Source organism: Ruminococcus sp. Marseille-P328 (assembly GCF_964249465.1).
GTDB classification, from domain to species: Bacteria; Bacillota; Clostridia; order Lachnospirales; family Lachnospiraceae; genus Blautia_A; species Blautia_A faecis.
In genome coordinates, this window is the sequence record NZ_CAXUBQ010000004.1 from 83,093 (window position 1) to 107,549 (window position 24,457).

22 protein-coding genes and 1 pseudogene are annotated in these 24,457 nt (G+C 41.6%); 6 read left to right on the top strand and 17 right to left on the bottom strand.

Annotated elements, in window-relative coordinates:
* Nucleotides 1-2: 2 nt before the first annotated feature.
* Entirely contained in the window at nucleotides 3-713 is a 711-nt protein-coding gene (locus ACESTK_RS04300; protein WP_373118852.1) for a LytR/AlgR family response regulator transcription factor, read from the bottom strand.
* A 225-nt stretch (nucleotides 714-938) separates the two neighbouring features.
* Here ACESTK_RS04300 and ACESTK_RS04305 point away from each other — a divergent pair, with 225 nt between their 5' ends.
* The 4 genes from ACESTK_RS04305 to phnE all read left to right on the top strand — a co-directional run bounded on the left by ACESTK_RS04305 (nucleotide 939) and on the right by phnE (nucleotide 6,363).
* Nucleotides 939-2,225, top strand: coding sequence for an O-acetylhomoserine aminocarboxypropyltransferase/cysteine synthase family protein (locus tag ACESTK_RS04305; protein WP_148461650.1), 1,287 nt, complete (start codon nucleotides 939-941; stop codon nucleotides 2,223-2,225).
* A 690-nt stretch (nucleotides 2,226-2,915) separates the two neighbouring features.
* The gene (locus ACESTK_RS04310; RefSeq protein ID WP_373118854.1) at nucleotides 2,916-3,947 is read left to right on the top strand and encodes a phosphate/phosphite/phosphonate ABC transporter substrate-binding protein; all 1,032 of its coding nucleotides are present in this window, start codon (nucleotides 2,916-2,918) and stop codon (nucleotides 3,945-3,947) included.
* A 93-nt stretch (nucleotides 3,948-4,040) separates the two neighbouring features.
* A complete protein-coding gene (gene phnC / locus ACESTK_RS04315; protein WP_373118856.1) occupies nucleotides 4,041-4,820 on the top strand; it encodes a phosphonate ABC transporter ATP-binding protein in 780 nt (259 codons plus the stop codon).
* Nucleotides 4,813-6,363, top strand: a complete 1,551-nt coding sequence (gene phnE / locus ACESTK_RS04320) for a phosphonate ABC transporter, permease protein PhnE (protein WP_226854322.1) — start codon at nucleotides 4,813-4,815, stop codon at nucleotides 6,361-6,363. Before phnC ends, phnE begins: the two co-directional genes overlap by 8 nt.
* Nucleotides 6,364-6,462: 99 nt before the next feature.
* On the opposite strand, the gene ACESTK_RS04325 is transcribed toward phnE, so the two are convergent.
* The 8 genes from ACESTK_RS04325 to ACESTK_RS04360 form a co-directional block, all read right to left on the bottom strand.
* On the bottom strand, nucleotides 6,463-8,454 hold the full coding sequence (locus ACESTK_RS04325) for a TIM-barrel domain-containing protein (RefSeq protein WP_226854321.1): 1,992 nt from the start codon (nucleotides 8,452-8,454) through the stop codon (nucleotides 6,463-6,465).
* A gap of 91 nt (nucleotides 8,455-8,545) precedes the next feature.
* The gene (locus ACESTK_RS04330; protein ID WP_195409470.1) at nucleotides 8,546-10,219 is read right to left on the bottom strand and encodes an alpha-glucosidase; all 1,674 of its coding nucleotides are present in this window, start codon (nucleotides 10,217-10,219) and stop codon (nucleotides 8,546-8,548) included.
* Between the two features lie 103 nt (nucleotides 10,220-10,322).
* Nucleotides 10,323-11,165 (bottom strand): ABC transporter permease subunit, encoded by an 843-nt coding sequence (locus tag ACESTK_RS04335; RefSeq protein ID WP_178728443.1) that lies wholly within the window; start codon nucleotides 11,163-11,165, stop codon nucleotides 10,323-10,325.
* Nucleotides 11,162-12,049, bottom strand: a complete 888-nt coding sequence (locus tag ACESTK_RS04340; protein WP_226836902.1) for a carbohydrate ABC transporter permease — start codon at nucleotides 12,047-12,049, stop codon at nucleotides 11,162-11,164. The genes ACESTK_RS04335 and ACESTK_RS04340 overlap by 4 nt, the downstream gene beginning before the upstream one ends.
* 130 nt (nucleotides 12,050-12,179) lie before the next feature.
* On the bottom strand, nucleotides 12,180-13,445 hold the full coding sequence (locus ACESTK_RS04345; RefSeq protein WP_373118860.1) for an ABC transporter substrate-binding protein: 1,266 nt from the start codon (nucleotides 13,443-13,445) through the stop codon (nucleotides 12,180-12,182).
* 332 nt (nucleotides 13,446-13,777) lie between these two features.
* Nucleotides 13,778-13,972, bottom strand: a complete 195-nt coding sequence (locus ACESTK_RS04350; RefSeq protein WP_373118863.1) for a DUF6783 domain-containing protein — start codon at nucleotides 13,970-13,972, stop codon at nucleotides 13,778-13,780.
* A 19-nt stretch (nucleotides 13,973-13,991) separates the two neighbouring features.
* Nucleotides 13,992-14,999 (bottom strand): LacI family DNA-binding transcriptional regulator, encoded by a 1,008-nt coding sequence (locus ACESTK_RS04355; RefSeq protein ID WP_118581269.1) that lies wholly within the window; start codon nucleotides 14,997-14,999, stop codon nucleotides 13,992-13,994.
* Entirely contained in the window at nucleotides 14,996-15,499 is a 504-nt protein-coding gene (locus ACESTK_RS04360) for a GNAT family N-acetyltransferase (RefSeq protein ID WP_373118866.1), read from the bottom strand. The genes ACESTK_RS04355 and ACESTK_RS04360 overlap by 4 nt, the downstream gene beginning before the upstream one ends.
* 424 nt (nucleotides 15,500-15,923) lie before the next feature.
* On the opposite strand from ACESTK_RS04360, the gene ACESTK_RS04365 reads away from it, so the two are divergent.
* Nucleotides 15,924-16,244 carry a hypothetical protein gene (locus tag ACESTK_RS04365; protein ID WP_226854318.1) on the top strand — a complete coding sequence of 107 codons (321 nt, stop codon included), beginning with the start codon at nucleotides 15,924-15,926 and terminating at the stop codon, nucleotides 16,242-16,244.
* Here the strand turns inward: ACESTK_RS04365 and ACESTK_RS04370 are convergent.
* The 6 genes from ACESTK_RS04370 to ACESTK_RS04395 all read right to left on the bottom strand — a co-directional run bounded on the left by ACESTK_RS04370 (nucleotide 16,212) and on the right by ACESTK_RS04395 (nucleotide 22,602).
* Complete coding sequence (locus ACESTK_RS04370) at nucleotides 16,212-16,406, bottom strand: hypothetical protein (protein WP_330386341.1); 195 nt, start codon at nucleotides 16,404-16,406, stop codon at nucleotides 16,212-16,214. The two genes, ACESTK_RS04365 and ACESTK_RS04370, sit on opposite strands and share 33 nt — an antisense overlap.
* Complete coding sequence (locus ACESTK_RS04375) at nucleotides 16,390-17,754, bottom strand: MFS transporter (protein ID WP_226854317.1); 1,365 nt, start codon at nucleotides 17,752-17,754, stop codon at nucleotides 16,390-16,392. Before ACESTK_RS04375 ends, ACESTK_RS04370 begins: the two co-directional genes overlap by 17 nt.
* 18 nt (nucleotides 17,755-17,772) lie before the next feature.
* Entirely contained in the window at nucleotides 17,773-18,165 is a 393-nt protein-coding gene (locus tag ACESTK_RS04380) for a VOC family protein (RefSeq protein ID WP_373118868.1), read from the bottom strand.
* 9 nt (nucleotides 18,166-18,174) lie between these two features.
* A complete protein-coding gene (locus ACESTK_RS04385) occupies nucleotides 18,175-19,203 on the bottom strand; it encodes a zinc-binding dehydrogenase (RefSeq protein ID WP_118581284.1) in 1,029 nt (342 codons plus the stop codon).
* Between the two features lie 236 nt (nucleotides 19,204-19,439).
* Entirely contained in the window at nucleotides 19,440-20,834 is a 1,395-nt protein-coding gene (gene ltrA / locus ACESTK_RS04390; protein WP_373118870.1) for a group II intron reverse transcriptase/maturase, read from the bottom strand.
* A 634-nt stretch (nucleotides 20,835-21,468) separates the two neighbouring features.
* Complete coding sequence (locus ACESTK_RS04395; RefSeq protein WP_373118939.1) at nucleotides 21,469-22,602, bottom strand: ROK family transcriptional regulator; 1,134 nt, start codon at nucleotides 22,600-22,602, stop codon at nucleotides 21,469-21,471.
* Between the two features lie 176 nt (nucleotides 22,603-22,778).
* Between ACESTK_RS04395 and ACESTK_RS04400 the strand changes: the two are divergent.
* Nucleotides 22,779-22,895 (top strand): annotated as a pseudogene (locus ACESTK_RS04400) (plasmid segregation actin-type ATPase ParM); the annotation flags it as partial.
* A gap of 71 nt (nucleotides 22,896-22,966) precedes the next feature.
* Here the strand turns inward: ACESTK_RS04400 and ACESTK_RS04405 are convergent.
* Both ACESTK_RS04405 and ACESTK_RS04410 read right to left on the bottom strand, forming a co-directional pair.
* Complete coding sequence (locus tag ACESTK_RS04405; protein ID WP_118581329.1) at nucleotides 22,967-23,728, bottom strand: helix-turn-helix domain-containing protein; 762 nt, start codon at nucleotides 23,726-23,728, stop codon at nucleotides 22,967-22,969.
* 318 nt (nucleotides 23,729-24,046) lie between these two features.
* A complete protein-coding gene (locus tag ACESTK_RS04410; RefSeq protein ID WP_173735086.1) occupies nucleotides 24,047-24,418 on the bottom strand; it encodes a TnpV protein in 372 nt (123 codons plus the stop codon).
* Nucleotides 24,419-24,457 lie beyond the last annotated feature (39 nt).

The following is a 24,457-nucleotide window of genomic DNA, read 5'->3' on the forward strand; positions in this document are numbered from 1 at the left end:
TCCTATTTTGAAACTTCATTCAGATAATCGTTGATTGCATCCATCAGCTGTTTTCTTCTTGCTCTTGAAACTGCAACCACATATTTTCCAAGAAATACATCATTATTCTGAACCCGTTCCACATAGGCGAGATTAATCAGGTAACATTTATTGCAGCGAAAAAAGCTAAAATTTTTCAAAACTTCTTCTGCATCCTTCATGGATCCACGTGCTGTATAACTCTCACCTGTTGTATAATAAATCAATTCATGGTCTCTAACTTCCACGTAAACCAGCTCCTGCATATCAATACGCTGTATTCCATTTCGAATTGCAATGGTTGTATACTGACGTTTTCTCACGGCCATTCTTTCTATGGCATGATTGATCGTTTTTGAAAAAGCGAAGTATGTGATAGGTTTCAAAATATAATCAAAAGCCTGAACCTTGTAGCCCTCCATCACATACTGTGGCATATTGGTAATAAAAATAATCACCACTTCATGATCCAGCTTCCGGATTCCTTCTGCGGCTTCCATTCCATTGACAAAACTCATCTCAATATCCATGAGAATAATATCAAAATCCGCTTTATAGGACGCTAAAATCCCGTCTCCATCTGTAAATTCCCTAATCTGGAAGCTTTCCCCCAGCTGTGTCTCCATCTTTCCCAGATATTCCCTGTATTGCTGACGATATTCATTGTCGTCTTCCACAATTGCAATTGTAATCATAATGCATTTCCCCTTTTACCTTCTCCATTGAAGTCATGATAACATGAAAAAAATTTTCCGTAAAGCTACAGTCTTCATTTACTACTGTTCCTTCCACCTATTCTATACAAAAAGCAGCTCCACCATTGTTATTTTTATATAAAAATGGTATTATAGCTTTATGTACTTGCTCCCTGTGAACATTTCCCTACAGGGAGCTTATTTTACCAGATGAGGAGGAACATAATGAACAATTACAGAATGGGAACCAAGTGTGTTCAGGCTGGGTATAAACCTGGCAACGGAGAACCGCGGCAAATCCCGATCATTCAGTCAACTACTTTTAAATACGATACCAGCGAGGATATGGGAAAACTTTTCGACCTTGAAGCTGAGGGGTATTTCTACTCCCGCCTTCAGAATCCTACCTGCGACCATGTTGCAGCCAAGATTGCTGCAATGGAGGGTGGAACTGCAGCTATGCTCACTTCTTCCGGACAGGCAGCCAATTTCATGGCTCTGTTCAATATCTGTGAGTGCGGAGACCACATTGTGGCTTCTTCTTCCATTTATGGCGGAACCTTCAACCTGATCTCTGTTACCATGGCCAAAATGGGAATCACCGCAACCTTCGTTTCCCCTGATGCTACAGAAGAAGAATTAAACGCAGCTTTCAAGCCAAATACCAAGGTTATGTTCGGCGAAACCATTGCGAATCCGGCACTCACCGTCCTGGATATTGAACTTTTTGCAAAAGTTGCTCACGAACATGGGGTTCCCCTTGTAGTAGATAATACCTTTCCTACACCAGTGAACTGCCGCCCCATCGAATGGGGTGCTGATATTGTTACTCACTCCACCACCAAATACATGGATGGACATGGTGCAGCATTAGGCGGTGCTATAATTGATGGCGGTCACTTTGACTGGATGGCGCACAAAGACCGATATCCGGGACTTTGCACCCCAGATGAAAGCTATCACGGAATTACATATGCTGAGAAATTTGGAAAAGAAGGCGCATTCATCACGAAATGTACCGCTCAGCTTATGCGTGATTTCGGTTCCATGCAGTCCCCGAACAGTGCTTTCATCCTGAATCTTGGACTGGAGTCCTTGCATGTACGCATGCCGAAGCATGTGGAGAATGGACAGGCTGTAGCAGAATTTCTGGAAAGCCATCCGAAGGTAGCTTACGTAAATTACCCTGGACTTCCATCTAATAAATACTATGACAGAGCGAAGAAATATCTGCCAAACGGCGGCTGCGGTGTTGTTTCCTTCGGTCTGAAGGGCGGCCGTGAAGCAGCTTCCACTTTTATGCAGAACTTAAAGCTTGGCGCAATTGAGACTCACGTAGCAGATGCAAGAACCTGCTGCCTGAACCCTGCCACCTCCACCCACAGACAGATGACAGACGAGCAGCTTATCGAAGCTGGTGTACCTGCAGAGCTGATCCGTATCAGCCTTGGTCTTGAAGATAAAGAGGATCTGATCGCGGATATTTCCAATGCGCTGGATGCAATTAAATAATTGCATGCTTTCCACAATAACGGATTGAAATTATAGAGTTTTACACTTTTATAACTATTCCTACACATAAATCCCCATAACAGACCTTAAATTTGATCTGTTATGGGGATTTTTCCTTCCATCATTAAAGCATATACCACGTCAATTATTTTCGATGGAGAACTGCCATGTTTTTTTTCCATATTATTGAACTTCGAATAAGCAATAACATCTCCATTTTTACAAATGCTATACCAGAATTTTTTATTGTAATTCCAGAACAGGTATGATACAATTTATCCGGTTAACGGAATGCAGTGCCAGGGGGAGCGCCCTTGTGCTGCGGTCAGAATTTGTGATGACGAAAACCAGATTGCGAGGGAGCCCGTAAGTCCGGGTTGAGAGGATCCCGTCAGGATCGACCGAAACCTGTTCACCTTTTTTTGCAGGTGGATTGTCAGCATCTGCTCGAAAGTCATTTTCGATACATGCTGGGAGGCATGTATTTTTTTATTTACGCGAATAAGAATAATGGAAAAACCTTTTTTCAAACATGTTATGGTTTGAAATTTGGCAGTTTTCCTGTTATAACCGACTTCCAGCAGAAATAAAGTTACTGCCCATTTTATTCGCAGCGATTCGCTTTGCGTAACATTTCAAATGCACAGTAACACATTATATGATCAAACAAAAGCATGGAGGTATTTCACTATGAAGAAACACATTGTATCCGCACTTTCCATGGCATTATGCCTGGGACTTACCGCAGGGAGCGCTGTCACTGTTTTTGCAGAGGACACTAAGACGATTGATTCTCTGAAGATTGCATTTTCCCCATACGCGGATTCCGACACTATCACCACTGCTACCGAGCCGCTGGAAAATTTACTGAAGGAAACATTGCTCACCAAGGGGTATGACGTGGAGAACGTGGACATGACAGTAGGTACAAGCTACACCGCTGTTGGCCAGGCTTTAAGTGCAGGAAGCGCAGATATCGGATTTATTTCCGGCGGAAATTACGTACTTTTCTCTGATGACTGTGACGTTCTTCTTACCGCCCTTCGCTATGGAATCAACAAAGATTCTGATGATCCGAAAGATTGGAATGATGGTACAATCGAAGAAAACACCGATGAGATGTCTACCTATTACCGTTCTATTATTCTGGCAGGTCCAAGCGAAAAGGGACAGGCTTTACTGGAAAAGGTAAATAACGGCGAAGAGCTTACCTGGGATGATCTGAACGATGCTACCTGGGCTGTTATGGGACCAACTTCAGCTTCCGGTTATATTTATCCAAGCTTATGGCTGAACGAAAAATATGGAAAGGGAATCAGTGATCTGGCAAATGCGGTAGAATCTGATTCTTATACAACCTCTCTTGCACGTCTGGCTTCCGGACAGGCTGATGTGATGGTTTCTTATGGCCACATCCGTACCAAATACGCACCGGAATGGAAAGAGACCTTCGGAGGTACAGATGATATGGTAAATCAGACTGGTGTGATCGGAGTTACAGATAAGATTTACAATGATATGATTGCCTACAGCAAGACTTCTGAAGTTATGCAGGATGAAGATTTCCGCCAGGCGCTGGGAGATTCCTTTATTGAGATCGCGAATACGGACGAAGGAAAAGATATTATCAGTGTGTTCAGCCAGGTTGGATATGAATGGGGCGATGACTCCAATTACGATGGCGAACGAGAGGCGCAGGAGCTGCTGAAGTCTATGGAATAGACTTCAACTTTTCTGAATAGTTACAAAATATTTTAAACTGCCGGGGCAAGTTATTTGCCTCGGCAGTAGTTTTAAACGAGGTCAATTTTATCTATGAATTTACAGATTCAGCATATCGCAAAAAAATTTCATAATGGCACAAAAGCCCTGGCAGATGTGGATTTCTCCGTCTCACAGGGGGAATTTGTCTCGGTGATCGGGCCTTCGGGGGCGGGGAAGACAACGCTCTTTCGCATTCTCAATGGAATGATGGAGTGCACTGGCGGACAGGTGCTTCTGGATGATAAGCGCTTTAATTCTCTAAAAGGAAGGAAAAAACGTGAACTGCAAAAATCCATCGCAACCATTTATCAGGACTTTTGTCTGGTGGAGAATTCTACCTGTCTGAAGAATGTGCTGACTGCCGGACTTCCGGATATGGGATTTTTCCAGGGCGTGTTTGGACTTTATGGAAAAACACGTAAAGAAGAAGCTCTGAAACTGCTGGATCGGGTTGGACTTCTGGAAAAGGCAGAGGAACCGATTAAGAACCTGTCTGGCGGACAAAAGCAAAGGGTGGCAATTGCAAGAGCACTTATGCGGCATCCGGCGATCCTGCTGGCAGATGAACCGGTGGCGTCTCTTGATCCAGTTACCGGGAGACAGATTCTAGGGTTGCTGAAGAGTATTCATGAGACTGATGGTGTCACCATTTTAATGAACAGCCATAATCTGGAATTCTCCCAGGAGTTCTCCGACCGACTTATTGGTCTGAAAGATGGCAAGGTTGTATTTGACGGTAAGACTGCTGATCTGACTGATTCTATCACTACACAGATTTATAACAAAAATGATACTCAGATAGAGAATAAGCGAGGTGTCGCTTATGAATGATAACAAAACAAGCAAAAATTCCATTGTGGCAAAATTTGCTGTTCCAATTTCTTTTCTGATTTTGTTTTTCCTTGCAGCAAATTTCACAGACTGTGACCTTGTAACTTTCTGGAAACGAAGGAACCACCTCACCGACCTGGTCGTGGATATGATCCCGCCAGATTTTTCCTATATTCAGAAGATCCTGCTGCCACTTTTCTACACCATTCAGATGTCTGTTACCGGAACGGTACTTGGCACCTTTTTTGCCCTTGTACTCTCGCCTTTTGGCGCTGCAAACTTAGGATTTCCAGCTGTAATACGACGGATACTTAGAATTGTAATCCAGATTCTCCGTTCTTTTCCAGCCTTGATTCTGGCGCTTACTGCTACCTTTCTTTTCGGGCTTGGAACCTTTGCAGGTACTTTTGCCATTACCTTGTACACCTTTGCCATTATGACAAAACTTACCTACGAGGATGCAAATGCCGCCGATGTAAAAGCTTACCAGGCACTTCGGGCTATGGGTGTTTCAAAGTATGTGGCTTATATCCATGGAATTCTACCAGAGATCATTCCTGGATTTCTCACCAATGCACTTTACCTGTTGGAAACCAATGTACGGCACAGCTCCATTTTAGGATATGTGGGAGCTGGCGGTATCGGACTGCTTCTCAATGAGAAGATTTCCTGGTTGGAGTATGACAAAGTGGGGACCATTCTGCTGATGCTGTTTCTAACAGTGTGTGTGATTGAATATTTCAGTCGGTATCTGGCCGCCTTGATACGAAAAGAGCGCACAATAAAAAAAGAGCAGGCCAGACTGCTGCTTCTGTTTCTGGCTGCCCTGTTTCTGATCTGCACGTTTACCCTTTCCCTGCCGGATTTTTCCAGAACCAGTCCACAGACTTTGCGAAATATGTTTGCTGGCTTTCTGCAGCCAGACTGGAGCTTCTTTTTCTCGGCTGAAAAAGATGGGCTTGGGTATCTTTTACTGGAAACAGTGTGCATTGCTTTTATTGGAACGGTAATCGGAGCCATTGTATCTGCACCGCTGGCTTTTCTAAATACCAAACGTTTCGTACCTGCTCCTGTGTCCTTTCTTTTTAACCTGGTGATCATGGTAATCCGTTCGGTGCCTTTTCTGGTGTATGGACTGATTTTCATCCGGGTATCCGGGCCAGGAGCTTTCACAGGAGTGCTGACATTGGCCGTATGCAGTATCGGACTTCTCACCAAAAGATTTACAGAAGCACTAGATGCCCTGGACCCTCGTCCCTATCATGCGCTGCTGGCCATGGGGGTCCGTCCTCTTCCCGCCATCTGCCACAGTGTCCTGCCGCAGCTGAAGCCTGTTTTCACCTCTATCATCCTCTACCGGTTTGATGTAAACATCCGTGAAGCTTCCGTTCTCGGTCTGGTAGGCGCAGGCGGAATCGGAGCGCCCCTTATTTTTTCCATGAATCAATATGCCTGGGAAAAAGCTGGTGCAATCATGCTGGGATTGATTCTGTTGGTGTGGTTTATCGATATGGTATCTGAAAAAATCGGAGCTGGCAATTGATGGCTAGCTCCGATTTTCTGTCTTCTGGATCCTGTTTAAAAAATCTTTTAAACCTCGTCGTGAAATTTCCAAAGACTTTCAAGGGATCTTTTCATTCTGTTATTTTTCTAATTTTCTATAATTCTCAGCCTTATCGTACTCCTTATGCACGCCATCATCCTCGTACAAAGTATAACTGCTGCCTTCATATCCCAGCATAGTGAGTTTGGAAGTATCAATATCCTTCACACACTCCGCAGCCTCTGCAACCGGAATACACTTACCACTACGGATAAACAGATGCACTTCATTTAAGGCAACCTCCACATAATGAACGCCCTTTTCCAGAATCTCCTCAGAAATACTTCCGTCTGTCAGAAATTTCACAAACTTCATTTCTTCCGGAAGGTAAACATAACGCCCTCTTGCGTTCTGCTCGTAAACCGGTGCGATCATAATCTCATTTCCAAGGATCAGCTGGTCTTCCACCCGGATTGCCATCTTATCATCCGGATAAACAAAGCCAAGTGGTTTGAAATACATATCATCGTTTAAAGCGGCCTTCATGTATTCGCTGTACAGATACGGAACAAGGCGGTATCTCGTATTTACCACATTTCGGAAATCCTCAACATTCTCAAACTGATAGCACTCTTGCTCTCTTGTTCCGATTGCGGAATGGTTACGCATAAGCGGAGTAAATACCCCAAGTGCCATATGGCGAAGCACCAGGTCTCTTGTTGCATCCGCACCAAATCCGCCAAGATCTGCTCCTGTGTAAAGGAATCCGCACATATTCAGAGACGGCAGCATTTTCAGGTTCAGAAGAATGTGTGACCACCAGGATTTATTGTCTCCCATCCAGATTCCGCCGTAACGGTGCATTCCAATATAGGAGGAACGGGAAAACATCAGGAAACGCTTCTCCGGATCAATGCGGTCGAATGCTTCGCCTGCTGCTCTTGTCATATTGTAGCCAAACAGGTTATGTACCTTGTCGTGACGGATCTTTTTGCCATCCACATTATGATAAAATCTGCGGTAATCTTTTGGGTTGTTTGCGAGTCCGTTTAGCTCGCCCTGCATTTTCCAAATGTGGATCTTACCTTCTTTATCCTGGTAAAACTCTCCGGCAAGTTTCTTCGCCGCTTCCATTCCCTCTGAGGAATAGAAAATAGCAGGCTCATTCATATCGTTCCAGAAGCCTTCAATCCCCTGGCTAATAAGGAAGCTATATTTGTCTCCAAACCACTTTCTGGCATCCTTGTTCAGAAAATCCGGGAAATGAGTATCCCCAGGCCATACGGCTGCCACGAAATCACTTCCATCCTCCCGCTGGCAGAAGTATCTTTTTTCCACACCTTCCTCGTAAACCTCATAGCCGCTTTCCACTTTTACACCAGCATCAATAATAGGGATCAGGCGTAGCTCCTGGTCTTTCATCTCTTTTACAAAATCCGGGAAATCAGGGAAATTCTCCGGATTCAACGTAAAGTCCTTGTAGGAATCCATATAATCAATATCCATGTAGATCATGTCCAGAGGAATGTGATTCTCACGGTATCCTGCTGCCACCTTGCGAAAATCCTCCTTGGTGGTATATCCCCATCTGCTCTGTCCGAAACCAAATGCAAATTTCGGGGGAATATAGCTGCGTCCAATCACATGGCGGAACTGCTTTACAATATCATAGGCAGATTCACCTTCAATCACATACACATTCAGGTCTGCATCTGCGCATGTCACTTTCAGAGTGTCCATTCTGGTATATCCAATATCAAAAGTCAGTTCAGAAGGGTAATCGAAAAACAGTCCAAATGTTGTCTTTCCGCTTACAATGATAAAGTTGTGGGCACCATACAAAGAACGCTTGTCTTCCGTATGGTTTGGATCATCGGTACAATTGCTGATATAGCAGTATCCTCTTTTATTGATGCCGCGGTTGGCTTCCCCAAGCCCATAAACAATATCATCCTCATCCATCACATATGTAAAATCAAAGCCCTTTTCCAGGCTGATTTTTCCATAAGGAAAAGCGCCATTCGCTGTTTCAATCTTCTCTGTTACTGCCTCCGTATCAAAAGGAGCTCCGTATCTGTATTTTCTGATCATAACAATCTTCCTCGTCTTTCAAAAAAGAGGCAAAAAATTTTGCCCCTTTAAGTCTGGTTATCTGCTGTCCGTTTCTCGTCCAGTAACCTGTTTATTTATATAACACAAATGCCTCATATGGTTTCAGCACGATTTTACCCTTAAATACTTTTCGGTCAAGGTTTGTAATCAGGCACCGGGAACCTTCAAATTCTGCAGGAACTTCAAATTCTGCTGACTGCTCACTGAAATTGCAGACTGTAAGAAGTCTTTCCTCATCCAGCTTTCTCATATATGCAAAAATCTGGTCATCCTCACGGCAAAGCGGTTCAAACTCACCGTACACAATAATATCTTTCTCCTTGCGAAGAGCGATCAGTTTCTGATAATAATGGAAAATGGAATCCAGATCATCCAACTGACTGGCTGCATTGATTTCTTTACAGTTCGGATTTATTTTAATCCACGGCTCTCCATCTGTAAAGCCTGCTTTTTCTGAATCATCCCACTGCATAGGTGTTCTTGCATTGTCACGGCTTCTGAGCATCAGACATTTCATCATATAATCCGGCTCCATCAGCCCTGCATCTGTCAGCTCCGTATAATACTGAATGCTCTCAATATCCTTATAATCTTCCAGCTTATTAAAATATGCGTTTGTCATGCCAAGCTCTTCCCCCTGATATACATAAGGGGTTCCCTGCATCATATGAAGACAGGTTGCCAGCATTTTTGCAGAAGTCTCTCTGTATGCCGGATTGTCATTTCCAAATCTGGAAACGCTTCTTGGCTGATCATGATTTCCCAGGAAAAGACTGTTCCATGCTTTTCCCTGAAGTTCCTCCTGCCATTTGATCATCGTCTTTTTGAAAGCCTTAAAGTCATATCTGTCAGTGGTCCATTTGCCAAACTCCGCATGCGGGGAAGCATCTTCTACATGTTCAAACTGGAACACCATATTCAGCTCGCCACTGTCTTCCCCGGCATATTTCTGTGCCTCTTCAATGGTAACACCAGAAGTTTCCCCAACTGTCATGATATCATATTTGGACAATACCTCACGGTTCATTTCCTGTAAAAATTCATGGACCCGCGGACCGTGAACGCTGTATGGACCGAAATCTCCATACAGGCCGCTTTTCACTTCTCCATCCGGGAAAGCCTGATCCTTTGAAATCATACTGATCACATCCATACGGAAGCCGTCGATTCCCTTGTCACACCAGAATTTCATCATATCGTAAACTTCCTGGCGCACTTTCTCATTTTCCCAGTTCAGATCCGGCTGTTTTTTGGAAAACAGGTGCAGGTAATACATCTGTGTCTCATTGTCGTATTCCCATGCAGAACCGCCGAATGCACCGCCCCAGTTATTTGGCTCTTTTCCGTTTACCGGATTTTTCCAGATGTAATAGTCACGGTACGGATTATCCTTGGACTTTTTGCTCTCCAGGAACCACTGATGTTCGTCTGAAGTATGATTTACAACCAGGTCCATCAGCACCTTGATTCCACGCTCATGCGCCTGAAAAAGTAGCTCCTCGTAATCCTGCATGGTTCCGTAATCTTTGTAAATTCTGCGATAATCTGAAATATCATAGCCATTGTCATCCTGTGGGGACTCCAGCATAGGTGAGATCCACAGAACATTTACCCCAAGTTCCTTCAGATAATCAAGTTTCTCTATAATTCCTCTGATATCACCAATTCCATCCCCATTGCTGTCATTGAAGCTTTTTGGATAGATTTGGTATACAATACTTTCTTTCCACCAGTTCTTCTTCATTTCCTGGCTGTCCTCCTGATATTCTATATTTATTTTCCCACAGAATATTCTTCCCCGGTACATGACCGCAGTGAAATATCCCCATGGCGCGTATTTGTTTTCTCTATTTTACTGCACCGGCTACTACACCATTCATGATCCATTTCTGACAGAAAATATACACGATCAGCACTGGAAGCAGAACAAGCAGATAAGAAGCAAATGCCAGATTATAATCAACAGAAAACTGTTTTTTAAATACATACTGGGCAAGCTGCAGTGTCTGTTGGCTTTCATCACTTAACAGTACCAATGGCATGGTAAAGTCATTCCATGTCCACATGAAGGAAAGAATTGCTACTGTAGCTGTGGTAGGCTTCAGAACCGGGAAAATGATCCTGGAAAAAATCTGAATCGGATTTGCCCCGTCAATCATGGCTGCTTCGTCAAGTGCCTCCGGGATTGCCTTTACCGCACCTGTGTAAAGGAACGTATTCATAGGCAGACCAAAAATAATGTACAGGAATGTAATTCCGAAAATGTTATCCAGATGAAAAGTATTTGCCTGCACAACCAGCGGAAGCATGATTACCTGGAATGGTATAAACATGGCACTGATAAAGTAATAATACATGAGTGAAAAGAATTTACTCTTTTTACGGTTCCTTGTGATGGCATAAGCAGCAAAAGAGTTTGTGATCAGTGTGAAAACAAGATTCACAACTGTGATAAACGCTGTGTTTAAAAACTTTCTCGGAAAATTAGTCATTACCCAGGCATCTGCAAAGTTCTGAAGTCTGATTTTCTTTGGCAGTGCCAGAATATTGTTCATATCTGTGGGATCCTTGATGGCGATCATCAGTGCCATATAAAGAGGCAGCAGGATGACAAGTACGATTCCAATGATCAGAAGGATCGTAACAGGCCAGTTGTAACGCTCTTTTACTTTCACTGTATTCTGTTTCATCCTAATTTTTCCTCCCTCTTCTCAAGTACACGCAGCTGGAATACGGAAATCAGTACTACTACAACAAAAAGCATAACCGCATTGGCTGACTGATAAGCGAACTGTCCGCCTCCGAAGCCCTTTTTGTAGATCAATACTGCAATAGATGTTGTGCTGGTTCCAGGACCGCCATCTGTCATAGCCATGATCTGATCGTAAACCATCAGATAACCCTTTGCGGAAAGTACCATATTGATGGTAAAAGATGGTGCCAGCAGAGGGAACGTGATTTTGCTGAATCTTTTGAAGCCGGTCGCTCCATCCAGGTCAGCAGCCTCATATACATCTGTGTCAATGGACTGAAGTCCTGCAATGTAGATCAAGGTGTTAAAAGCGCATCCGATCCATAAGGATACCGCAACAATTCCCCAGATAGCATGATTGGTTCCAAGAATATTTACACTTAAAGCTTTGATTCCAAGGCCTTTTCCCAGCTGTGGAATCAGGTTCGCAAAAATATAGTTGAAAATAAATCCTACAATCAGACTTCCCAGCATATATGGAAGGAAATAAAAAGCTTTGATTGTGTTTTTAAACTTGATCTTTGCATTTAATGCACAGGCCAGGATCAGACTGATCACGTTTACCAGAATAGTAGTGATCACCGCAAATTTGAATGTAAACAAATATGCATTTCCTGTATCCACATCAGAAAACATATGGATATAATTTCGAAGTCCTACAAAATTCCACTCTCCATATCCTCTCCAGTCTGTAAAACTGTACATAACACCTTTTAAGAATGGAATGGTGTGGAAAGTGAAAAACAGAACTGCAAGAATTCCTACATAAATGTAGTAAACCCGGTTAACAGCAGGTTTTTTCCGTGGGGCTTTATTCTTCATGGAATCCTCCCTTATTTTCTTACAAGGCTGCTGTTCACTCAGTGGCCAGCAGCCTTACAATTCATACGGATCAAAAGGTGACAGTTCACGTTCTTCACCTTTCGCCTGTATTTTCCATCAGTCATATAGATCAGTCTACATTTGCAATGTCATATTTCTCATCGCACTGTGCAAGGAACTGATTTATGTTCTCCTCGTTGTCCATTCCGTTTGTGTAGTTCAGGCACATTTCGGTCAGAAGTGCGGACATATCAAATCCGGATGGATAGTAATGATCTGGGAAGTTTGCAACCTTTCCAGCTGCAATATCTTCTTTCACACCTGCCACTGTCTCATTCTCCTGCTCTACACCTTTTACAGCTGAGAAAGCAAACTGATCATCAATGTACATTTTTGCATTTTCCGGCTCAAGCATAAAGGATACAAATTCTTTTGCCACTTCTTCATTTGCACTGTCTTTGCATACACCAAGAAGTACATCTACACCAGAGGTTACATAGTTCTGGGATTTCTCATTGGAAGCCGGGAGTGCAAACATATCCACATTGATATCTGCATTTGCATTTTTGTACTGGTTGATTGCCCAGTTTCCATTGATGATCATGGCTGCTTCGCCATTTGCAAAAGCTTTATTTCCATCATCATAGGTAAGTCCCATAAAATCATCCTGAGCATAGTCAAGAAGCTTCATATATTTTTCTGCAATTTCCTCGTGTGTTCCAACGAATGTGGTCTTGCCGGCTTTACGGTCATCATTGAAGCTCTCCGGAGCAAGGTCAGATGCAATACTGTTCCATGGGCAGTTACTTGTCCAAGCATCTTTGTATGTCATAAGAAGTGGCTGTTCACCTGCATCCTGAAGTTTCTCGAGCACATCAATGAATTCATCCCATGTTTTTGGAATCTCAATGCCATATTCTTTGAATTTGTCAACGTTATAAATGACACCGGAAGTGTTTGTTGCATACGGAACGCCATATGCTTTCTCTTCTTTATCCTTATTTACATCATATACCATCTGAAGGTAGGATTCCTGAATATTGGAAATGTAGTCCTCGCTGCTTAAGTCCACCAGCATTCCGGCACTTTCTACCTCTGTGTAGTTATTGTCACCGCCCATTGCAACGATATCCGGCATATCATTCTTCGCCATTCTGGTCTTTAATACAGTTCCTGCATCTGCCGGAGCTGTGATCTTGATTGTCACGTCCTCATGTGTCTCATTAAATTTGTCTACCAGCTTCTGAAGAATATCCTTGTTCTCTGCCTTGCTGGAAAAAAGCTCCAGTTCTGTTCCTTTTGCAGAAGAATCTCCCTCAGAGGAACTGCCGCAGCCGGTAACTGTACCAACCAGCAATGTACCTGCCATTAATGTGCAAATAAGTTTCTTGTTCATCTTTCTTTCCTCCATTATTTTACTCAATGAAGGCTGCGCAGCACTTGTTTATTGAAAGCTTTCCTGGACACGTCTGTCCTGCTTTCCTTTCGGTGGCTTCATAATATCGTAACTTTCCAGCAAAATCAATAGGTTTCTCGAGAAACTTAAATTGTAGACAAACTTTTATTTTGTATTTTGTGCATATTGTATAGTTTTATATCATGAAGATTCATGAGTTCTCAGATTGTCCCCCCTGTCTTATAATTTCCCCTGATAGCAGGGATTTCATGCAAATTGTTTTCTTTATGTAACAGGAATCCAAACGTAAGCTTCTGTTACGAAAAAAACAGTCAGGCTCCAGAGCGTGTTTGAAAAAGGCTTTCTGCAAGATGTGCGTCACAATTTGTGGGAGATTTCGCCCGGATGAGGGCGCCGTAGCGGGCTACGGCAACCGAATTCGGGTGAAATATACCGCAAAGTGGGGCGTGCAGATTGCAGGAATGATTTTTCAAACAGGCTCTATAGCCTGACTGTCTTCTCTTCAAATTCTTTTGAACGATCTGTTCATATTTTCACAGAATCTCTTTTTACAAGGTACACCGGACTTTTTATATTAAACTCTTTTAACTGCTCCCCGGCAACCATCCGAAGCAGGCGGCTGAACGCCAAATGTGCCTTCTGACCTACATCCTGATGAACTGTTGTAAGTCTTGGACGGACCATTCTGGCATAGATACTGTCGTCGAAGCCGGTAACAGATACCTGTTCTGGAACCTTAATCCCATGATCTGACAAAAAGTTCATGGCCTCAATTGCTGCATAATCTGAGGAAAATGCCACTGCTTTTACCTGCAGAAAACGCGGAAGAAGTTCTTTATATTTCTGGATACGGCGATTTCTTTCCCCCGGGATCACGATCAGACGAGTGCGGCTACAGAATTTTCCTTCTTTTTCCATAGCCTGCTTAAAGCCCATCCAACGGCTGTAATCACTGTCAATATCTGTTTCTGCAAGAAACAAAGCTTTGTCAAAACCGCAGGAACAGAGGTAACTTCCAATCTGATAGCCGCCTGAATAATCATCCACTCCCACATTCTGGAAAAAATATTCTCCTGCGGGATAGGCATCTATGAGAACCATTTTCTTATTCAGCTTTCTGGACAATTTCCGATATTTTTCATCATTATATCCCAGAATGATCAGTCCTTCTACATTCCATCTGGAAGCAATATCCACCACGTTCTGGATATTCTCCCCTCCGATCAGCATGACATAGTATCCTTTCATTTCAGCTTCCATCTGAATGGTTCCTACCAGTTCTCCTACAAAGGAGTCCTGCAGGGAGTACATTCCATGAGCCTGGGCAAAACCAAGTACCACGCCTATGATCCTGGAACCATGTCCGGACAGCATAACGGAACCCATATGCGGAACATAATTCTGTTCTTTCAGGATTGCCGTTATTTTATCAATGGTTTCCTGGGAAACTCTTTTCGTATTGCCATTTATTACATTTGATACGGTAGTCCTGCTCACTCCCGCCATATCCGCAATATCCTGAAGCCGGATCATCTGATTTTCCTGCTCATATCATGCCATTCTTCCCCGCCCCAAGCGGAACCGGAAATTCCGTTGTCGGTGTAGTCCATTTTTTTGTACATCTCTACTTTGTTATCCAGACAGGTCAGGTACAGGCATTCGCGTCCTCTTTTTTGCTCTCTTTCCACATATCGTGTCATGATTTCACGGGCAAGCCCCTGGTGGCGATACTCCGGAAGAACATCAAGCCCAAGGAGCATAACGTTCTTTCCTTCCGGGTTGTGAAGAGTACTATCCGTAAAAAATTCATCACGAAAAACTGCTTCGTCTGTTGCCACCCCATTGAGAAAGCCGGCAACTTTACCTGTTTCTTTATCCACTGCAACCATAAATGTCTCTGGTGCATTTGCCACTCGTTCTCTCATACTCTTGGCAGAGCAGGCCTCATTTGGCGGAAAACAGATCTGCTCGATCTGAATCACCTGATCTAACTCCTCTGGAAGAATGTCTCTAAATTCGTATTTGGTTTTCATTTTTTCCTCATCCTTTTATATTTCATGCGCTCTCTCCACTTTAATAGGGAAAAGACCGTAAACTCCTTTTTATTATACCTCTGCGTCTTTTTTCCGTCAATGTAAGAACAGCAAAATGCATACCTTGAAGTATCCCCTTGAAATATCCCTTGAAGTATCCCGGAGGACTTCATTACCGTACTTATCGATCATCCGTACCAGAAAATCAATGCACCGCTCAAATTCAATATTCTGTTGCATAAGCTCCTTCAGTCATTGTTTTGATCTGAGCTTATTTTACAGAACCTGCCGGAAAACCACATTGAATAGAAATTGATTGTAAATTGACACAATCACTTTAAAAATATCCGCATTTTCTTGAATCGAATATACGTTCGTGTTATGATAGATATACTCAATCCTAACTACGAAAGGGGAATTTCTATTGAATCGATGCGATTTTTCTTCTATTAGCACTTGTTTAAAAAACCATATCAGCGAAAGTAATCAAATGAGTCAGCCTGATTTTTTATACGAATTATTTGAAGATTTTATGGATGATCCGGCAAATCAGGATTTTTCAATGGACAACGGTCTGGTTTGCCGCTGGATGACTGGTCAGACTAAAATCAGTCCTAAAATATCCGCTTACTATTCCAAGCCATCCAACCAGAGAAAATTAGCCCATATGTTTAATGCATGGAATGGAAGTAGATTATTACAAAAAGCTATTTCAAACAATAGGAAATATCTTAGATCTGATTGAAAAAGATGTGCGATACCCAAAGTGGCTTGCAACGGTTAGAAGATTTGCCGGAGCACCGCCGGGATTCTGTTCGAACAATTTTCTCCCATCCTGACTGTGTCCTGCTTCCGTAAAATCAATCAGCAATTCTCCCAATGCCACGATATCAACTTTTTCTTCCATTTTTCAGTTCTTCCACAATCTCGTTATAACGTTTTTTATTTAACCGGTAGAAAAATAATACAACCGCAGTCACAATCCACAGTGCACCTGGAATCGTCGTAAATGCATGTTTCATAATTGAAAGTACAATTGCATTTTGTGTCTGATTTGCAATATAACCATATTTTCCAAGTAATCCTGCTAAAAGTGCTGTTCCAACTGCCATTCCGACTTTATTTCCAAGTGAAATAAATGCATACTGAAAACCATCATTTCTAAGTCCGGTTTTCCACTCCCCATATTCCACACAGTCTGGAATAATTGCATAGATTGCGGTATTAAATCCAGAGAAAAAAAACTGTGTGAGACCAGATAATGCATAAAAAATAGCCGGTGATTCTTTGGCATTGAAGAAAAACATAGTCAACATGAAAATTCCTGTAAATAAAGCAAAGAGAGATGCTGTTCTTCCTTTGTTATTTAACTTGCGGAATAATGGTTGAAAACAGGCTGCCCCGATGATAGAAGGAATAATGATGCACATCGAATAAGTTGTGTAGTAGGAGGCATTCCCTTCCACATATGTAAAGTAATACAGAATATCTGCGTTTCTACCATACAGTGTAAATCCAAATAATATCTGTCCTGCCAATGCAAGAAGATATGGTCTGTTCTGCATGACTGCTTTCAATTGTATCTTTACAGAAATTTTTTCTTTTTCCGGAGTAAGCACTGCCTCTTTCGTCTTCGCAAAGCAGAAGAAATGACAGGCTGTAAAAATACATCCATATATGACCGCAACCGTCAGATATCCTGTCTTTGCACTATGACTGCCGAATTTTCTGAGCAGTGGAACTGTGATAATATTTATCACACCAATTGCAATCATCGCTGCAACCGAACGGGATGTATTTATTTTTGCACGTTCATCAATATCCTGTGTCATAGCACCACACAAGGTTCCATATGGAATATTCACACAGGTATACCCCAAAACCAGCAGACAATATGTAATTACCATATAAATGATCTTTCCATTCTGCGGCCAGTCGGGTCTTGCCCAGAATGTCATAACAAGAAGAATCGCTGTGATTGGTGCCGCTACTAACAGCCATGGACGGTACCGTCCCCATCTCGATTTTGTTTTATCTGTAAGTCCCCCGACGATTGGATCATTGATTGCATCCCAGAATCTTGAAAAAAGCATAAGTGCTGACACAGCCGCCATACTGATTCCGAACACGTCTGTATAAAATATCATCAGAAAATTACTGACGAACATCCAGCTGAAATTACATCCAACATCACCAAACCCATATGCAATCTTACTGATCAGCGGTACTTTTCCATTTTTGTTTTCGCTTCCCATATGTCTCTCCTATTTTTATCAGAGTTTCTGACAGAACTCTATTCTTTCCTCATTTGGTCCCTTAATCATAAAATACTTCACACCATTTTCCCAAAATGGTAGTTCTTCGATTCCGTCTGTAATAATTGTGTATTTTTCATTGCAGATTTTCTGATACATACTTTCAATGTCTTCCACATCAAGTGCAACATGTTGGTATGCACCGTCTGACATTGCCGCCTGCCCATTTTCAAAAGTCTCTATACAGTAATTTTTTATCTGTAAAAATGCCACTTTTTCCCCTGCTTTTTCATTATAAGACTGCATAATCACTTCAAATCCAAGACTCTTATAAAACTCAACTGTTTTCTGTAAATCATTTGTCGGAAGCCCGACATGGGCAACTCCGACAATTCCATATTTATTTTTCATATGAACTCCTTACTTTTCACTGACGTTGATAATTACTTTCATCGTTGTCTCGCGGTTATCATCAATATACTGGTATGCCTTCAGATAATCTTTAAAAGCAAATGTCTTTGAGATGAGCGGTTTCAAATGAACTTTGCCCTCATTTACCAGTCTGATTCCATCTATATAATCATCATGGCGGTACATCATCGTGCTCTTAATGTCAAGTTCGTGGTCATTTGCCACTGCAAGATCTACTTCTGCCATTCCTGCAAAAACAGCCACCAGTACGATCGTGCTTCCTTTTCTTGCATATTTAATTGCCTGTCCCATTGTGATATTGTTTCCGGCACAGTCGTAGATTACATCCGCCTTGTCCGGTCCAAATGCTTCGAGCATTGCCGCACTGAAGTCTTTATTTTTGGTATTCACACACACATCAATTCCACATTCTTTTGCCTTTGCCAGTCTAAGATCACTGATATCTGTGATCATTACTTTCGCTGCCCCCATTCCTTTTGCTGCCTGTGCCACGAGATTTCCAATCGGTCCTGCTCCAAGAACTGCAATATTCATGCCAGCCACATCACCTATCTGTTTTACACCATGAACTGCCACAGCAAGAGGTTCAATCATAGCGCCTTCTTCATAGGACATATCTTCTGGAATAGGTGTTACTTTAGATGCATCCACTGCAAAATACTCAGATGCTGTTCCTGTCGTCTGAAATCCCATTACTTTTAATTCCTCACAGAGATTATACTTTCCATGACGACATGGATAGCAATGTCCACAATATACCTGAGGCTCTATCGTCACCTTCTGTCCCACATGAAACTCTGTGACATTTTTTCCAAATTCTGTAATCTCACCGGAAACCTCATGTCCTTGTGTTACCGGATATTTTGTAAACGGATGTTTTCCATGATAAACATGAATATCTGATCCACAAACACCAATATTCATAATCTTTACCAAAACCTGATTTTCCTTTACCTCCGGAACCGGAACCTCTCTGAAAATAATTTCTCCTGGATTTGTCATTACCTGTTGTAACATAATTGTTTCCTCCTTTTTCATGTCGTTTTATTTTATGTTTTATAAAATGTTTTATTAAAGTAATTACATTATTACAATGTAAACACAATTTGTCAATATGTTTTTTCATATTTTTATACATTTCATAATTTTAAAATACATTTTTTGTATATTTTTCACAATTAAATCGAGTAGGAGGCGGTGACTAACCGCCGTCCTCTCACATCACCGTGCGTACCGTTCGGTACACGGCGGTTTCAATAGTTGACGTGCACAGACTGATAGGCTGTGGCTAAATCATAGAAGCCACTGTTTATCAGTCTTTCTTTTGTCATGGCTTTCTTAACTGTCGTCAGATTGGCACAATACCAGTGTCCCCTTCGACAGTTTGCCGCCATGTTCGCATAATATTCATGGATTCCCATTTTTATCAGATTTCTCTTCTTTGTTCTGGGCAATTTCCATTGTTTCCATATACACATACGTATTCTGTGATAGAGCCATCCGTTGACGTCATCTATGTTGTTCTTCATACTTGCAATTCCGTAATAGTTAAGCCATCCCCTCGCATATACCTTGATTTTCCCAAGGCTTGGCTTGATTGACTGACATCGCTTACGGGAAGATAACTCCTTCAGTCTGGACTTGAACTTCTTCCATGACTTCGTATGAACTCGGACATAAATGCCTTTTCCGTTCCTTCCCAATGCAAAGCCAAGGAATTTAAAATTTCGGATTGCAAACACGCTGACAGTACGGCTCTTTTCTCGGTTGACTGTAAGTTTCAGCCTCTCCTCAAGATATTTTTTACTGCTTTCCAAGAGTCTCTCTGATGCCCGCCTGCTCTTTGCAAGAAGCACGATGTCATCTGCATATCTTATGCATGGAACACCTCTTTTCAAGAATTCTTGGTCGAACTCATTGAGGTAGACATTTGCCAGCAACGGTGATAGATTTCCACCTTGTGGCGAGCCTTCCTCTGTGTCAATGACTACTCCGTTTTCCATTACACCGCTCTTCAGATAGCGCTTTATCAGCTGTACTACACGTTCATCTTTTACATTCTTTCGGAGAAGATTGATGAGAATTTCGTGATTAAGAGTATCGAAGTACTTTGACAAGTCAAGGACTACAGCAAATGTATAGCCTTGTTCGGCATACTCCTTAACCTTAAGTATTGCGTCTTTTGCACTTCTGTTCGGACGATAGCCATAGCTACCCTCTGCAAACAGCGGTTCATAGATTGGCACTAACTGTTGGGTTATTGCCTGTTGAAGTGTACGGTCTACCACTGTTGGTATGCCAAGCTTTCGCACACCACCATCTGGTTTGGGAATCTCAACTCGTCTTACTGGAGACGGAGTATACTTTCCACGATAAATGCGGTCGGTTATCTCTTGTTGATGTTCCTTTAGATATGGAAGAGCCTCCTCAATGGTCATGCCATCAATTCCTGGCGCTCCCTTGTTTGCCTTGACTCTCTTATACGCTCTGTTAAAGTTGTCTTTATACAGTATCGCTTCCAAAAGTCTCGGCTGTGCACTGTCTCTTTCTTTCCATATCCGATTGAATGACCTAGACGCTTTTGCATACCCTTCGTGTTCCGCACTATCTCTCTGCGAACAGCCATTGTTTTCAATGTTTTCTGCCATAGACGGTCATTCCTCCTTTCTCGGTCATACTTAAGACTCCTACTGATTCGGTCCTTCACCTCTCGGCTACTATGACCTCTGCTGACTTCTGTGCGTTCAGCATTGCTTTATGCAATGGTTACCTCTTTCAAGGCGTACCGCACAGACCTCCCTGGGTACCACACGTTTCTTCCTCTCCATCCATCTGCCTCATTTATCACGCAGGATTCCGTGTAGTTATTGGGCTTTGACTTGGGTGGCAGTCTTACCCTCATGCATAACCTTATATGAGATTTCTGTTCGTCAGACCAGAGATTTGCCCGTGGTTAGTCTGTTCCCACATCCGGCTTCCTTCAGATTCCACCTCACGATGGACACCCTTGCCTTCGGCTATATCCTTCCCATTACCGGGCGGATTCGGGACTTTAACCCGTTAGAAACGTGCGCCGCCAGGCGCACCACGCAAAAAAACGGAAAGGAAACCGTAGTTACTGTTTTCTTTCCGTTTTTTACTATAATTTCTTTTTTTAATTTTACACAACTTCTCGTTTTTCACACATATAAAGCGGACATCCGCATTCGCTTTGCAACCTGTCAGTGGGAGCTGTACCGTACGGAATTTTCAGTTCAGAAAATTCCTACCTGTGAACAGTTACTACAATTCTACCATATGTTTTGTGAAAAAGTATTTCGCGGCTCCAACAGCTGACGCTTCTTTCTTATACGAACAATTTTTCAAGTATGAAACATCGTGCTCAAAGCCATTATATGCCATCACTTTTTCTCCCAGTGGTATCATATAATCTGACAATACACCTCCCACATCACCTCCTAGTATGATATCCATATCATATGCCATCCGCAGATTTGATATCAAAACAGCAAGATGATCCAGATACTCATTCCATTTCTGCAAAATTTTTACATTACCACTTTCAATTTTTTCCATAAATGCATCCAGTGACTGCCTGTTATCTTTTGTCAGTACACTTGCAGCACAATATGCATCTGCACATCCTGATTTACCACAATAACACTTTCTTCCACCGGGAACGAGTATCATGTGACCAAACTCCCCTGCTTTCTGGTTCTGCCCTCGAAACAGCTTTCCATCTATGCAGAATGCACCTCCTAATGTGTGGTTCAAAGACAGATATATCGCATTTGGATACTTTTGCTTTTTTTCTGCAAGCATTGCAGCATTAGCATCGTTTTCAAAATATGCTGGAATTTCCAGAGCCTGCTCTAAAAAGCGCAGACTATAATTCTCTATACCTAAAGCATGGGATTTTAAAACAATCCGTTCTTTCTGATCAATAATTCCTGGAATCGCCACTCCAATCCCAAGTAGCGTGTCCTTCGCTACTTCGCCTTCCAGAAAAGTTTTGACCTTTTGTGCCACCTCTGTACAATAAGATAATTCAGCCGTAAATTTTAAACGGATGCGATCTTTTTTTATAATCTCATCTCCAAGATTTACTAATACCATTTCTATATGATTCGCTGTAATCAAAATTCCCATTGCATGACAGTATGACTTATTAATCCCTATACTTTTTGCCTTCCTTCCACCGGTTGAAGCATATTCCCCAGTTTCTTCCAACACCCTTTTTTCTAACAAGTCATTCACATTTGCTAACACAGTCGGCATACTCAAGTTTAACTCTTTTGCGATTTCTGCCTTGGATGTAACATGATTGTTTAGAACATAATTAATTATTTTTTTTCTTGTTATATTTTTTTTATCTTTATTTTCCGTTTTCTTACCCTCTTTTATTAAATATATTATAAAAGAATTATATGCTTTTTTATTCTTCTTGTAAAGTAATGTTCTATAATAAAAATTTGCTGCATTCAGAAATAGTTACTGTTCCCTCCGATTTTCGTATGCTTATCTCACAGCAAAGCAGTACCACACCGGTACAGCCTGCTGAATCAATCAATACGAAAACGGAGGTATTTTTTATGCGAGAACTCAGAAACACAAAAATCATCGCTGTAGATCATGGCTATGGCAATATGAAAACAGCAAACACCGTCACGCCAACCGGAATCAAAGCCTATGAAACAGAACCACTCTTCTGCATCATTCCATATTTCCCATGAAGAATGTTGTAAATTAGTACTATCCACAACGATAACAGGTAATTTAATTATTCGTATTTTTTCCCAATAATGTAAATCGAAACTACCATACCACCTAATATCATAATTAAGAAAATTTTATTCAAAATATCCCATAAAGCTATATTGAAACAATTGATTATTATAATACCTGCAAGAGGATATAGAACAACCGTTGCAAGTGTCCATATTTTTAAAGTTGTGCAGATGTATATCCAATTTCCATTGTTAAAAGATAAACCAACTAGATGTATTCTAAAAATTCCTTGTGAAACATAATTTATCTTATTGGCATCATAATATGTTGGTAATATGTCTTTTGCAAAGAAACAAAACCATGCACCAAATAAAAGCATTCCCCCTGTAACCAGCAATATATCCCCTTTCATCTCAGCTAACGAACTTTCAGATACAACTAACATAATAATTTCTGTAATAGATATAAAAAAACATAACAAATATGCTAATATCCAGTTTTTTCTATGCTGGTGAATAGAATCCCTAACAGCCATATCGAGAGAGCCTACCACCAATTCCTCGATTTCTTTTTTTTCAATATTTTTCTGTGTATCTATTTTTTCTCCACGTAACAATTCTGTAACGGTAACATCTAATATATCAGCTATTGGTATGAGTAATACGACATTGGGCATACTAAGACCACGTTCCCATTTGCTAACTGTTTTATCTGATACATATAATTTTTCAGCCAAATCCTTTTGAGTTAAATTCTTTTCCTTTCTTAATTCGGTTACAAATAAACCGAATTTTTCATTACTAATCTGATACATATATCCACCTCCTGCACACATATTATAATGAGAGTGTGCATAAATCAATCGACCAGCAGTAGAATTGCAGAATATTAGCACATAATTCATCAAATAATCTCCCCATTATGATTATTTCTATAAAGTTATATTCGAATATTTTTTAAGCCATACTATGGAATAATTAAATCGGCAACTTATAACTATGACGGAAAAAACCAGCCTTCCGAAACTTAGAAAAGATCACTTTCTATAGAATTGTAATTTGCTTCTTTGGCCCCTTATAAACACAAAAGCTGAACAAACAGGATTTTTCGTCCTACTTGTTCAGCTCTTTGTTTACCTGTAAATCAGTTCTTTTAACACAATCTCTTCTGCTGCATTCCGGATATTATTTACAGCTCCAACCCACACCATCTGATCACGAGCTTTCAATTCTTCCGTAACGCCTTGCTTCTCCATCATCTGACGCACCAGAATATCCATCCTCTCCTGTGCTTCATCGTCCACAGCATTCAGATGTTCTGTTAATCTGTCTTCCAACATATACAGAGAATACATTGCCGGACGATGCTCTTTCAGATACGTTTTCCGAATCATTCCATATTTCCCATAATGCGGTTCTTCATCTGTACTGACAAGATTCGGATAGTAAATTCCGTCTGCTCCCAGTGTGTAGGTTCCACCTATTTTTTCAAATGTGCTTTTCATGTGTTATTCCTCCTTGAAATCAGCGATATTCTTAGATCA

Excerpts from the sequence above, each read along its gene's own strand:
- ACESTK_RS04300 (WP_373118852.1), bottom strand. The coding sequence starts at position 713 with ATGATTACAATTGCAATTGTGGAAGACGACAATGAATATCGTCAGCAA.
- ACESTK_RS04305 (WP_148461650.1), top strand. The coding sequence starts at position 939 with ATGAACAATTACAGAATGGGAACCAAGTGTGTTCAGGCTGGGTATAAA.
- ACESTK_RS04310 (WP_373118854.1), top strand. The coding sequence starts at position 2,916 with ATGAAGAAACACATTGTATCCGCACTTTCCATGGCATTATGCCTGGGA.
- phnC (WP_373118856.1), top strand. The coding sequence starts at position 4,041 with ATGAATTTACAGATTCAGCATATCGCAAAAAAATTTCATAATGGCACA.
- phnE (WP_226854322.1), top strand. The coding sequence starts at position 4,813 with ATGAATGATAACAAAACAAGCAAAAATTCCATTGTGGCAAAATTTGCT.
- ACESTK_RS04325 (WP_226854321.1), bottom strand. The coding sequence starts at position 8,454 with ATGATCAGAAAATACAGATACGGAGCTCCTTTTGATACGGAGGCAGTA.
- ACESTK_RS04330 (WP_195409470.1), bottom strand. The coding sequence starts at position 10,219 with ATGAAGAAGAACTGGTGGAAAGAAAGTATTGTATACCAAATCTATCCA.
- ACESTK_RS04335 (WP_178728443.1), bottom strand. The coding sequence starts at position 11,165 with ATGAAACAGAATACAGTGAAAGTAAAAGAGCGTTACAACTGGCCTGTT.
- ACESTK_RS04340 (WP_226836902.1), bottom strand. The coding sequence starts at position 12,049 with ATGAAGAATAAAGCCCCACGGAAAAAACCTGCTGTTAACCGGGTTTAC.
- ACESTK_RS04345 (WP_373118860.1), bottom strand. The coding sequence starts at position 13,445 with ATGAACAAGAAACTTATTTGCACATTAATGGCAGGTACATTGCTGGTT.
- ACESTK_RS04355 (WP_118581269.1), bottom strand. The coding sequence starts at position 14,999 with ATGATCCGGCTTCAGGATATTGCGGATATGGCGGGAGTGAGCAGGACT.
- ACESTK_RS04360 (WP_373118866.1), bottom strand. The coding sequence starts at position 15,499 with ATGAAAACCAAATACGAATTTAGAGACATTCTTCCAGAGGAGTTAGAT.
- ACESTK_RS04370 (WP_330386341.1), bottom strand. The coding sequence starts at position 16,406 with ATGGAAGAAAAAGTTGATATCGTGGCATTGGGAGAATTGCTGATTGAT.
- ACESTK_RS04375 (WP_226854317.1), bottom strand. The coding sequence starts at position 17,754 with ATGGGAAGCGAAAACAAAAATGGAAAAGTACCGCTGATCAGTAAGATT.
- ACESTK_RS04380 (WP_373118868.1), bottom strand. The coding sequence starts at position 18,165 with ATGAAAAATAAATATGGAATTGTCGGAGTTGCCCATGTCGGGCTTCCG.
- ACESTK_RS04385 (WP_118581284.1), bottom strand. The coding sequence starts at position 19,203 with ATGTTACAACAGGTAATGACAAATCCAGGAGAAATTATTTTCAGAGAG.
- ltrA (WP_373118870.1), bottom strand. The coding sequence starts at position 20,834 with ATGGCAGAAAACATTGAAAACAATGGCTGTTCGCAGAGAGATAGTGCG.
- ACESTK_RS04405 (WP_118581329.1), bottom strand. The coding sequence starts at position 23,728 with ATGTATCAGATTAGTAATGAAAAATTCGGTTTATTTGTAACCGAATTA.
- ACESTK_RS04410 (WP_173735086.1), bottom strand. The coding sequence starts at position 24,418 with ATGAAAAGCACATTTGAAAAAATAGGTGGAACCTACACACTGGGAGCA.